Raw genomic sequence first — 12073 nt, forward strand, 5'->3', positions numbered from 1 at the left:
CATCTCTTCGTGCGCCGACCGTTAGATCAATTATGCCATCATTGTTTTGGTCTCATTGATTTTTTAGTTGAAATGCAATAACAGACTATGATTTATCCAATCGGAATGGGACAGTATATAGAATTAAATATCTTTGGTTTCTAAGTATAGAAGTAATGATGGATATTATACGTGCATTGATTTATGACAAGCATGTGAATAAATTTCTACGAGGGTTAATGAAAATATTTGAAGGATCTTTTCCGGATAAGTATAAGTTGAACCCTTCTGGCACTGTTAAATTAAATTTTTCAGATTCCATTTCCATTCGATTAAAAGCAAACCAAACCAGCTATATTCTTAGGGAGCTTTATTGGGGAGAACCAATGGAGTATGAATATACCTCCATATTTGTCGAATTGATAAAGGATATTGGTTCATTTTGGGACGTTGGAGCAAACATAGGATATTATAGTATTCTAGCATGCGTATATAATCCAAAAATAAAGGTTCACGCTTTTGAGCCATCTTTAGGGCCAAAATTCTATTTAAATGAAAACATTGCCATCAATAATGTGGGCAATCAGGTCATTGTGCATTCACAAGCATTGTCCTTAGAAAGCGGTAAAATTGCTTTTTATGAAGTGGTGAATCCTAAATTTCCCAAGATTCTCAATTTGTCGGGAGAACATAATATGGGTACAAAAAAAGGATTGAATTCCAAGGAGGTCATAGTTGAGTCAATTCGGATGGATGATATTGATAATCATCCGCAAGCTGTGGAATTAATAAAAATAGATGTAGAAGGTGCTGAAGTTATGGTTCTCAAAGGAGGACTAAAATTGTTGCAAAAGGATAGGCCAATTGTAATTTGTGAAGTACTCTATAATCAGAATGAAGCAGAATTGGAATCAGTAATGGAGGATTTGAACTACCTATATTATGCGCACATGAAAAATGGTCTAATGGAAATCGGCACCTTGAAACGTAAAAAGGACAATGGTATTCGAAATGTGTTTTTTGTGCCTGCTGAAAAGAAAGGTCTTATAGAGAGATTTATTATCAAATAATAGAGCTAAGATTAACCTGAATTTGTTTTTGACCGAATAGCAATGTTGTTTTAATATTTATAAACCATTGCATTGATGTTCATGCCGGCACCGACACTAGCAAAAATAACAACATCTCCCTTTTTTAATTGATGTTCCGGCATCTCTCCCTTGATGACCAAATCGAACAGTGTGGGAACTGTTGCTACGGAACTATTCCCCAATTTGTGGATGCTCATAGGCATAACGTTTTCGGGAACTTCTTGTTGATACAATCGATAAAATCGTTTTACAATGGCCTCATCCATTTTTTCATTCGCCTGATGAATAAATATCTTTTTGACCTCATCAATACCCACACCGCTTTTATCCAAACAATCCTTCATGGCTTGTGGTACATGGGTACAGGCAAATTCGTAGATTTTTCTGCCATTCATTTTAATATAACGGGTGTTGGCGCACGCTTCCTCCTGATTGGACTTGTCAAAATAGAGGTAATAAGCCTCCTCATTGGCATAGGTGAGGGAGGCATGTCCTAAAACTTGCCCGGATTTGGGATTAGCCTCAAAGATGGCCGCACCTGCGCCGTCAGAAAAAATCATACTGTCTCGATCATGTTTGTCAACAACCCTTGAAAGTGTTTCCCCGCCAATCACTAAACATTTTTTGGCCATACCACTTTTAATGAAAGCTGTAGCTTGAATGGCACTTTCTATCCATCCAGGGCACCCAAAAATCATATCATACGCTACACATTTGGGGTTTTTAATGCGAAGCAGATGTTTTACCCGCGTTGCCAAACTGGGCAGGGTATCCCCTTGAATTTTCCCAGGAGTAAGGTCTCCAAAATTATGGGCGAAGATGATGTAATCCAGTTCTTCTGGATTTATCCCAGAATCCTCAATGGCTTTTTGGGCGGCTAAAAATCCCAAATCTGAAGTCTTCAGATTGGATGGGGCGTACCTTCGCTCTGCAATTCCAGTGATAGATTTGAATTTTTCTATAATTACCGCATTGTCTTGTGGGAAGCTGGACCCGTCGTTTTCTAAAAAGGTGTGGCCCAAAAAGTCTTCATTCTTTGTAATGATGGATGGAATATAACTTCCAGTTCCTGTGATACCAATCTCCATGGTAGAGGTTTTAATCTAAGATAAGAATCAAAATTTAATGTATTATGCATGCATAATATATTTTACAGTGTCCAAGACAAGTTGGGATCACAATCAGAATCAAAAGAGCCTTGATGTAAAAAAATAATCAAGGCTCTTTATCAATTAATATGGTGGTTTGGCTATGCTTCTGCGTAGGCTTCAATAGGGGCACAGGTGCATATCAAATTACGATCCCCAAACGCTTCATCTGTTCTTCGAATAGCGGGCCAAAACTTATTTTCACCAACATAAGATAGTGGAAATGCCGCTTTTTGTCTACTGTAGGGATACTCCCATGTATCGTTTGTAACCATTTCCAACGTATGGGGTGCATTTTTAAGCACATTGTTGGGTTCTTCTGCACTGGTGCTATCGATTTCTTTACGGATGGACAACAAGGCATCACAAAATTTATCCAATTCGGCAAGGCTTTCACTTTCCGTGGGCTCAATCATCAAGGTTCCAGCAACAGGGAAAGATACTGTTGGGGCATGGAAGCCATAGTCTATAAGTCGTTTGGCAATATCGGTCACCTCAATACCATTGGCTTTGAAAGGCCTACAATCAATAATCATTTCGTGGGCGGCTCTACCTCTTTCTCCGGTATACAGCACATCAAATTTCCCTTTCAACCGGTCTTTGATGTAATTGGCATTGAGAATGGCAGCCTTTGTTGCATTGGTAAGCCCTTCTGCTCCCAACATTTTAATGTATCCATAGGAAATTAAGCACACCAAAGCACTGCCCCAAGGTGCTGCTGAAATAGCCGTAATGGCTTCGTCACCTCCTGTTTTCACCACAGGGTTTGTGGGTAAAAAAGGCTTTAATTGTTCCGCCACACAAATAGGACCAACGCCGGGTCCTCCACCACCATGCGGAATGGCAAAAGTTTTGTGCAAGTTGAGGTGACATACATCGGCACCAATGGTTGCGGGATTGGTAAGACCGACCTGGGCGTTCATATTGGCGCCATCCATATAGACTTGACCTCCGTTTTCATGAATTAATTGGGTTATCTGTTTGATGGAGGATTCAAATACCCCGTGGGTAGATGGATAGGTAACCATCAAAGCAGCTAGATTTTCGGAATGTAGCTTAGTTTTTTCTTCCAAATCGGCAACATCAATATTTCCTTTTTCATCGGTCTTGGTCACCACTACCTTCATGCCAGCCATAACAGCAGATGCTGGATTGGTTCCGTGGGCCGAAGCAGGAATCAAACAAATGTTTCGATGTCCATCTCCTCTGGATTCATGGTAAGCTCTAATGACCATAAGGCCAGCATATTCTCCTTGGGCACCAGAATTGGGTTGCAATGAGGTGGCCGCAAATCCAGTAATGACATTCAGTTGCTGCTCCAAAGTCTGGAGCATTTCCTGATATCCTTCAGCTTGGTTTAAAGGCACAAAAGGGTGGATATTTGCCCAATGGGCCATGCTTAATGGGAGCATTTCGGAAGCTGCATTCAATTTCATGGTACAACTTCCCAAGGAAATCATGGAATGGTTCAAAGCCAAATCCTTGCGCTCCAATTTTTTAATGTAACGCATCAACTCAGTTTCGGAGTGATAGCTGTTGAACACTTCGTGTTCTAAATATGGAGCCTTTCGTTGTAAAGATTCAGGAATGGATTGTTCGGCGGAAGAATCAACATCAATTTTGACACTTTCCTTGAAATCCACAGATGCTGAAAATATTTTTATCAGTTGTAAAACATCTTTATCTGATGTGGCTTCATTTAATGATATTGAAATGGCATTATTGTCAATATAGTTGAAGTTCACTTCAGAAGACACTGCTATTTCTTTTAGCCGCTCAACATTGTCAACTTCAATTTTAAGCGTATCAAAAAAGCCGGTATTCAGTTGTTTTATACCCAATTTGTCCAAAGTCAGTGCAAGGGTTCTGGTCTTGTGATGAACTTTTTCGGCAATATATTTTAATCCTTTTGGCCCGTGGTAAACGGCATACATTCCTGCCATAACCGCCAAAAGTACTTGTGCCGTACAAATGTTGGAGGTGGCTTTGTCTCTTTTAATATGTTGTTCCCGAGTTTGAAGTGCCATTCGTAAGGCACGATTGCCATCCGTATCCTTGGTTACACCAATAATTCTACCAGGAATACTTCTTTTGTATTCTTCCTTGGTGGCAAAAAAGGCAGCATGTGGTCCCCCATAACCCAACGGAATGCCAAAACGCTGGGTGGTTCCTACCACAACATCTACGCCCCATTCCCCGGGAGGGGTAAGCAATACCAAACTCAAAATATCGGCTGCAACGGCCACTTTGATGTCATTTGCTTTGGCTTTTTCCACAAACTCACCATAATCGTGAACTTGACCGTATTTTCCAGGATATTGGAGCAAAGCCCCGTAAAAATCCTCGGAAAAATCAAAAGTTTCGTGATTGTCCACTACCAACTCTATTCCAAGTGGAATGGCTCGGGTTTTTAGTAAGCTCAAGGTCTGCGGCAGGATTTCTTCGGACACGAAAAATTTGACAGTCTCGTCCTTTTTTTGCTGGCGCGAACGCAGTTCGAACAACATGGTCATGGCCTCGGCAGCAGCGGTACTTTCATCCAAAAGGGAAGCATTGGCAATTTCCATTCCGGTAAGATCGCTCACCATGGTCTGGAAATTCAACAAAGCCTCCAAACGGCCTTGGGCAATCTCAGCTTGGTACGGTGTGTAAGCGGTATACCATCCTGGATTTTCCAAAATATTCCGTTTTATTACGGAAGGGGTCAGGGACTCATGATATCCCAAACCAATATAGGTTTTAAAAACCTTGTTTTTTTGTGCCAGTTCCTGAATGTGGGTCAAGAACTCGTGCTCACTGATCCCTGCTGGAAGATCTAAGGTTTTTTTCAATTTAATATCATCTGGAATGGTCTCGTAAATGAGCTGTTCCATATTTTCCACCCCTATGGTTTCGAACATTTGGGGAAGGTCTTTTTCTGCAATGCCAATATGTCTGGCGGCAAACACTTCTGTATTCATTTCAATCCAATAAAGTGCACAAAATTAGGGATTAATTCAATGAAAATAAGCAATTTTGAGGGTCTCTAATCCAAAGTTGTTAACCACAAATTAACCTTTGTGGTCGCGGCAAAGATTCAGTTCCATGCGCAGCTTGAAGTCTATTTTTGATTTTTATCTGGATGCCAGTATCCATGTGGCTCTGGCGGTTATATCCCTGACCGGTGTAACTTTTTATCTGTTGGACGCCTCGTTTGACCCATATCTTTTGGGATTCATCTTTTTCGGGGTGATTGTGTGCTATAATTTCGTAAAGTATGGGGTTGAGGCCTATAAATATCTGATCGTCTCCAATGCCTACCACAAAATCATCCAAATCTTTAGCTTTTTGGCCTTTGTGTTCGCTCTTTATTTTATGACGCAGTTAAATCAAAAAATATGGGTAGCCATAGCGATGATGACCTTGCTTTCTGCATTATATGCCGTTCCCCTGCTTCCCAGAGCAAAGAATTTGAGGAATTTGGGTGGATTCAAGATTTATATTGTGGCTTTGGTCTGGGTAGGATTCACGGTTTTGCTGCCGGCCATAGATGCTAAAATCCCATTACATTGGGATGTATGGATATTGTTCTTGCAACGCTTCATTTTGGTGGTTGTGCTTATACTTCCTTTTGAAATTAGAGATCTGCAATGGGATGATAAGAACTTAAAAACACTGCCGCAAGTGTATGGAATCAAAAAAACCAAAAAAATTGGGATTGTCCTAACCGTAATTTTCTTTTTATTGACCTTTTTAAGGGATGAAATCCATGAATATGAGGTGTGGCTACGATTTATTCTTGGTGGAATCATGATTTTTATGCTGTTGTCCAGCCAAAAAATGCAATCCAAATATTATGTCTCATTTTGGGTGGAAGGAATACCTATGCTGTGGCTGGGAATGTTCTGGGTGGTAAAAAATTATCTTTAAAGCCGTTTTTCCAAATCACGCTTCATACACTCCTTGTCATCTTCGGAAAGGGAGGATAGTTCAGCCTTATCGCACAAAGATGTCAACTGGGAGTTCTTTTTGGAATACTTTGCGCAGGTCTTGCAATACAGAACATGTAGCTTAAGTTTTAAGATTTCCCAAAAACTTGCTTCGTCATATTGTGATTTGTTGCAGATATGTGATGCCTCCTCGCATGTAATCTTCATAACTAAAACCAATTTTCATTTAAACAACCCATGAGAGCCGTCCTTGCCCGGTGTATCATTACCCACAGATTGGACGGATTAATTTCTAGTTCATTACAAATATCTTCAGTGCTCATTCCTTGGATGGTCTTCATTTTAAAGACTTGCGACTGTTTTTTGGGCAATTTTTCAATACATTCCTGCAATGCGACCCCCAATTCTTCATTTTCGAGCACATTATCACCATCTTGACTAAACGGGTCGGCTACCTGCTCTTCAAGCCAGTCTCCATCGGAATCTGAGTCGGTAGTATAATTGATGCGTACCTCTGCCTTTCCTTTTTTGGAATTGATCTTGCGATAATGATCTATTACTTTTCGCTTTAGGATGGCAATGAGCCATGTGCGCTCGGCAGCATCGCCCTTAAAGTTTTTGGCAGAATTAAGCCCGGCAAAAAAGGTTTCCTGTACCAAATCCTTGGCAATTTCAGCATCGCTTACACGGGCCACTGCATAATTGAACAGATAGTCGGCATATAGGTCTACCCAAGTATCAGGATGTAGTTTGTGTTCTGCCATATTTTTAAGAAGTACCAAAAATAGTGGTTTTTAACAATGGTTGATGGTTTGTACCTGGTAAAAAACCTTAAAAATAAATTGATGAAGTGACACTTTAATCTAAGATTAACAAAAGTCAACTGGATTTTTGCGTTTAAAAATTTTATAAATTTATGAAAACCAATACGCTAACCATTTAATGTCGACCTCTATTCGGTGGAAAATACCACTCTTCATTTCCATTTTGCTTTTACAGATTGGATGTAACGCATACAAGCCTACACAAGGTAACTCCAATAACTTTGTGGTAGGCCAAAAATATGAGATTCGGATTGGAGACCGCCCAATGGAAAGGGTAATCGTTAATGACGTAACGGATTCAACTTTGGTAGTGCGTAAAGGAAGAACTGAGGTAATCGTTCAAAGGGATATGATCACCGAAATTAAGCACCGAAAAGTATCTACAGGAAATACTGTATTTGGGGTAGTTGTGGGTGGTCTTTTGGCGCTTGTCCTTGTGGGTACTTTGAGCTGGTTGTAAACTAATAAAGTGTTATCGTATGAAAATTGCTGCTTTGTGTTTGGTTATACTGGTACTATTTAATAGTTGTTATACCTACAAACAATTAAATCCTGTTGAAGATGAATTCATTGTGGGTGAAAAATATGAAATCCGTATCGGTAACCAGAAAAAACAACGAGTCCATATTAAGGAGGTGAACGATTCTACATTGGTGGTGATTCAAAATAAAACAGCGTTGGTGGTGCAACGAGCCATGATCACTGAAAACAGGAAAATGGATTTTTCCATGGGAAAAACCATTTTGGCTTCCACCGTAGGTGTTTTGCTTACCTTCATTACTTTAGGAGCACTTATGTGGAATGATAGCAATCAACCCTTGGTGGAATGTTGTTAATCTTTCAGTTCCACCAAGCCAGCTCTTTCCAACAATGCCTCAATTTTGGGCTCTGCTCCTCTAAAACGCTTGTAGAGTTCCATCGGATTTTCTGTTCCACCTTTGGAAAGTACATGTTCTTTAAACTTATCCGCAACCTCCTTATTGAAAATGCCCTGTTCCTTGAAATAGGCGAACGCATCGGCATCCAAAACCTCGGCCCATTTGTAACTGTAGTAGCCCGAAGAATACCCTCCTTGAAAAATATGCGAAAATGAGGTGCTCATACAGGTTTCTGGCGTTTTGGGAAACAAATCTGTACCCTCAAAGGCTTTGGTTTCGTAGGCTTTTACGTCTTTGATGCCCGTTGGGTCGGTGCCATGCCATGCCATGTCCAAAAATCCAAAACTCAATTGGCGTACCGTGGCCATACCTTCTTGGAAAGTGGCCGATTCCTTTATTTTTTCAATCAACTCCATAGGAATCAGCTCACCCGTTTCATAATGATGGGCAAAAAGTTCCAAAGCTTCCTTTTCATAACACCAATTCTCCATAATCTGGCTGGGCAACTCCACAAAATCCCAATAGACCGAAGTTCCGGACAGGGAAGGATATGTAGTATTGGCCAACATACCATGTAACCCATGCCCAAACTCGTGGAACAGTGTGGTGACTTCATTGAAGGTGAGCAAAGAAGGTTTTGTGCTTGTGGGTTTTGTAAAATTGCAAACATTGGAGATATGTGGTCTGCTGTTTGTGCCATTCAGAGTGAATTGGGACTTGTACGAGGTCATCCAAGCACCACCTCGTTTCCCGGCTCTGGGATGGAAATCGGCATAAAAGAGCGAAATAAAATTGTTGGAGGCGCCATACACCTCAAAGGTTTTTACCTCGTCATGGTATTTGTCAATGTTTGATACCTCTTTAAACGTGAGTCCGAATAACATTTCGGCAACCTTAAAAACCCCATTGATCACATTTTCAAGTTTAAAATAGGGTTTTAACTTTTCATCATCCAGATTGAATAGTTTCTGCTTTAATTTTTCAGAATAGTAGGCACTGTCCCATTTTTCCAATTGGTCAATGTTGTCCAGTTGTTTGGCAAAATCTTCCAACTCGTTGAATTCTCTTTCGGCAGCGGGTTTGGCTTTTTCCAAAAGTTCATTCAGAAAATCCATCACTTTCTCCGGGGTTTCGGCCATGCGTTCCTCCAAAACAAAATGGGCATGGGTTGGGTAACCAAGCAAGTTGGCCCGTTCATGTCGTAAAGCAACAATTTTTAGAACATTTTCTTGGTTGTCCAATTCATTATTATGGAATCCTTTACTACCAAAGGCGATTGACAATTCTTTTCGAAGTGCCCTGTTTTTGGCATACTTCATAAAGGGAATGTAGCTGGGGTAATCCAAGGTGATTAGCCATCCTTTCTTGCCTTTGGATTGGGCCAGCTGTTCGGCAGCCTCTTTTTCTCCCTCGGGTAAACCTTCTACATCTTTTTCATCGGCCAGTAAAAGTTCATACTTGTTGGTCTCGGCCAATACGTTTTCACCAAAAGTCAGTTTTAACTTGGCAAGTTCAGCATCTATTTTGCGTAGTCTTTTTTTATCTTCCTCGTTGAGATTTGCCCCATTCCGACTAAACTTTTTATATCGCTTTTCCAAAAGGGTCAGTTGTTCTGGAGTAAGGTCCAATTCATTTCGTTGCTCGTATACCGATTTCACTCTTTGGAAAAGTCCCTCATTTAGAATAATGTCATTGCCAAAATCCGATAATAAAGGGGAGACTTCTTGGGCTATTTTTTGAATTTCTTCATTGGTCTCCGCTGAATTTAGATTGAAAAAAATACTGGAAACACGATCCAACTGTTGCCCAGAAAAATCCAAAGCCTCCAAGGTGTTTTCAAAAGTGGGTGCCTCTGGATTTTCAACGATGGCATCAATTTCTGCCCTAGCATCTTCAATAGCCTGAAGAAAGGCCGGTTTAAAATGTTCGTTCTTTATTTTTGAAAATGGAGCTAGGTCAAATGGCTCCAGCAATGGGTTTGCTATACTCATTTTTTGAATTCTTTGTTTTTTAATCGCATTACCGTGATATCGCTTATCAAATAAGAGAAGCCAATAATTGCGGATAATGCTCCCATGGTCAAAGGGGCATATAGCCTTATTGTGGCACCGTAGGTTCTTTTGTTCATCGCCTCTATGGCTTCATCAGAATATTCGTTTAAATCCACAAAGCCATTTCCGTTCAAATCAAATTTGTCTGCGAATTCAGAGATGAAGTGCCAGCGTACCTCAATAAAAATCAATAAAACCGCATAAAGTGAGAAAACCAATAATCCACTTTTCCATGTACTTTTTAGATACGGGTTTTGGATTTTCTTCCAAGTGAGAAGAATAAAAAGGATAACAATTATCCCCAGTAATATCCCAATTTGGTTATAGTTCATGAGGTTTTATTGGGTTATCATTTTTTCTTGACTTCCTCCGCTCCTTTAATAACCTTGTCTTTTAATCCCTGTTTGTAAGCTTCTATCTTGATTAAAACCGTACTGTCTGAGCTTCCAATAATTTGAGCGGCAAGAATTCCAGCATTTTTGGCTCCGTTTAATGCAACAGTGGCCACAGGGACGCCACCGGGCATCTGCAAAATGGAGAGAACCGAATCCCATCCATCAATGGAATTGCTACTTTTTACGGGAACGCCAATCACGGGTAGAGGAGACAATGAGGCGACCATGCCCGGAAGGTGTGCGGCCCCTCCAGCTCCGGCAATTATGACAGAATAACCATTTTTGTGGGCGTTTTTACCAAAATCAAATAACTTTTCAGGGGTACGGTGGGCGGAAACAATATCCACATCCACTTCAATACCAAACTCCTTTAAAATATCAATGGCATCTTGCATGACAGGAAGGTCACTGGTGCTTCCCATGATTACGGCTACTTTTTTCATAAAATTCCAATCTGTAAATTCCAATAACCAAGCCTGAACTTGAACTTGAACTTGCGCTTGAACTTGGTATTTGTTATTCTTTTGCTACTACTTTAATGGTCTCTTTCACTTTTTGAGCCACTTCCCGGGCTCGTGTCATATCTTCATCAACAATGCTCACATGCCCCATTTTACGGAAAGGCCGGGTCTGTTTTTTTCCATAGATGTGTGGGGTAACCCCATCCATTTTCAAAATGGATTCCATATTCTCGTAAACCACATTTCCAGTATGGCCTTCGGCACCGACCAAGTTGACCATAATTCCTGCTACTTTGCTATCGGTTTTACCTAAAGGTAAGTCTAAAATAGCACGGATATGTTGCTCAAATTGATTGGTGTAACTAGCCTCAATGCTATAATGTCCACTGTTATGGGGTCTTGGGGCCACTTCGTTGACCAAGATTTCATCATTTTGGGTCTGAAACAGCTCAACGGCCAATAGGCCCACATGCTTCATATGTTCCGAAACTTTAAGCGCCACTGCTTTGGCTTTTTCCGCTACAGCATCATCAATCCGTGCAGGGCAGATTACATATTCCACTTGGTTAGCCTCTGGGTGAAATTCCATTTCCACCACAGGATAGGTTTTGACTTCGCCCTTGGGGCTTCTAACCACGATTACGGCCAATTCGTTTTTAAAATCCACTAATTTTTCGGCAATGCACTCCACATTGGGAAGGTCTTTGAGATCACCCATTTTCCGAACCACCTTTACACCCTGACCATCATATCCAAACTGGGCACTTTTCCAAACAAAGGGAAGTTGGAGTCCACCGTTGGAAATGCTATCCTCAATTTCTGAGGTATAGGCAAACCGAGTAAAAGAGGATGTTGGAATTCCATGGTCCGTATAAAAGAGCTTTTGTGTGGCTTTATTTTGAATGGTGCGCAGTGTTTTGGTGGGTGGATATACCGTAACACCTTCGTGCTCCAACTTTTCCAAAGCATCCACATTCACATTTTCAATCTCAATGGTGAGGACATCCACATCTTTTCCAAAATTATAAACGGCATCAAAATCCATGAGATTGCCTTCCACAAATTCATTACAGGCTATTTTGCAGGGAGCTTCGGGAGAAGCATCCATCACTTTGGTGTAAATGTCCCATTTTCGGGTTTCGTAGAGCATCATTTTGCCCAATTGTCCACCTCCTAAAATCCCTAGTTTAAAGTCCGAAGAGAAAAATTGCATTGATCAGCGAATTGGAATGACAGCAAAAATACGTGAATTCCTTGAAGGGATAAAAGACTAAGGGCAATACCGCCCCCAAAAAATGCTATCTTTGCCAACCTGAC

The 12073-nt window shown here is 40.7% G+C and carries 12 protein-coding genes; 4 read left to right on the forward strand and 8 right to left on the reverse strand.

The features are described from left to right. Positions 1 to 155 precede the first annotated feature (155 nt). A complete protein-coding gene (locus tag J0X14_RS05175; protein WP_207096717.1) occupies positions 156 to 1049 on the forward strand; it encodes an FkbM family methyltransferase in 894 nt (297 codons plus the stop codon). 50 nt (positions 1050 to 1099) lie between these two features. On the opposite strand, the gene J0X14_RS05180 is transcribed toward J0X14_RS05175, so the two are convergent. Then, complete coding sequence (locus J0X14_RS05180) at positions 1100 to 2158, reverse strand: 3-oxoacyl-ACP synthase III family protein (protein ID WP_207096718.1); 1059 nt, start codon at positions 2156 to 2158, stop codon at positions 1100 to 1102. A 161-nt stretch (positions 2159 to 2319) separates the two neighbouring features. After that, positions 2320 to 5178 carry an aminomethyl-transferring glycine dehydrogenase gene (gene gcvP / locus J0X14_RS05185; protein ID WP_207096719.1) on the reverse strand — a complete coding sequence of 953 codons (2859 nt, stop codon included), beginning with the start codon at positions 5176 to 5178 and terminating at the stop codon, positions 2320 to 2322. Positions 5179 to 5302: 124 nt separating this feature from the next. Here gcvP and J0X14_RS05190 point away from each other — a divergent pair, with 124 nt between their 5' ends. Next, a complete protein-coding gene (locus J0X14_RS05190; protein ID WP_207096720.1) occupies positions 5303 to 6127 on the forward strand; it encodes a hypothetical protein in 825 nt (274 codons plus the stop codon). On the opposite strand, the gene J0X14_RS05195 is transcribed toward J0X14_RS05190, so the two are convergent. Both J0X14_RS05195 and J0X14_RS05200 read right to left on the reverse strand, forming a co-directional pair. After that, complete coding sequence (locus tag J0X14_RS05195) at positions 6124 to 6354, reverse strand: hypothetical protein (RefSeq protein WP_207096721.1); 231 nt, start codon at positions 6352 to 6354, stop codon at positions 6124 to 6126. The genes J0X14_RS05190 and J0X14_RS05195 overlap by 4 nt on opposite strands. A gap of 2 nt (positions 6355 to 6356) precedes the next feature. Continuing rightward, positions 6357 to 6911, reverse strand: coding sequence for a sigma-70 family RNA polymerase sigma factor (locus tag J0X14_RS05200; protein ID WP_207096722.1), 555 nt, complete (start codon positions 6909 to 6911; stop codon positions 6357 to 6359). Positions 6912 to 7089: 178 nt separating this feature from the next. Between J0X14_RS05200 and J0X14_RS05205 the strand changes: the two genes are divergently transcribed. Both J0X14_RS05205 and J0X14_RS05210 read left to right on the forward strand, forming a co-directional pair. Beyond that, positions 7090 to 7431, forward strand: a complete 342-nt coding sequence (locus tag J0X14_RS05205) for a hypothetical protein (RefSeq protein ID WP_207096723.1) — start codon at positions 7090 to 7092, stop codon at positions 7429 to 7431. 19 nt (positions 7432 to 7450) lie between these two features. After that, positions 7451 to 7807, forward strand: coding sequence for a hypothetical protein (locus J0X14_RS05210; protein WP_207096724.1), 357 nt, complete (start codon positions 7451 to 7453; stop codon positions 7805 to 7807). On the opposite strand, the gene J0X14_RS05215 is transcribed toward J0X14_RS05210, so the two are convergent. The 4 genes from J0X14_RS05215 to J0X14_RS05230 all read right to left on the reverse strand — a co-directional run bounded on the left by J0X14_RS05215 (position 7804) and on the right by J0X14_RS05230 (position 11969). Then, positions 7804 to 9840 (reverse strand): M3 family metallopeptidase, encoded by a 2037-nt coding sequence (locus tag J0X14_RS05215; protein ID WP_207096725.1) that lies wholly within the window; start codon positions 9838 to 9840, stop codon positions 7804 to 7806. The genes J0X14_RS05210 and J0X14_RS05215 overlap by 4 nt on opposite strands. Continuing rightward, on the reverse strand, positions 9837 to 10232 hold the full coding sequence (locus J0X14_RS05220; protein WP_207096726.1) for a hypothetical protein: 396 nt from the start codon (positions 10230 to 10232) through the stop codon (positions 9837 to 9839). Before J0X14_RS05220 ends, J0X14_RS05215 begins: the two co-directional genes overlap by 4 nt. A gap of 17 nt (positions 10233 to 10249) precedes the next feature. After that, positions 10250 to 10738: a 5-(carboxyamino)imidazole ribonucleotide mutase gene (gene purE, locus J0X14_RS05225; protein WP_207096727.1), complete on the reverse strand. Its 489-nt coding sequence runs from the start codon at positions 10736 to 10738 to the stop codon at positions 10250 to 10252. A gap of 73 nt (positions 10739 to 10811) precedes the next feature. Then, the gene (locus J0X14_RS05230; protein WP_207096728.1) at positions 10812 to 11969 is read right to left on the reverse strand and encodes a 5-(carboxyamino)imidazole ribonucleotide synthase; all 1158 of its coding nucleotides are present in this window, start codon (positions 11967 to 11969) and stop codon (positions 10812 to 10814) included. Between the last annotated feature and the right edge of the window lie 104 nt (positions 11970 to 12073).

The sequence above is a fragment of the Allomuricauda sp. CAU 1633 genome (assembly GCF_017313225.1).
Taxonomy (GTDB): domain Bacteria; phylum Bacteroidota; class Bacteroidia; order Flavobacteriales; family Flavobacteriaceae; genus Flagellimonas.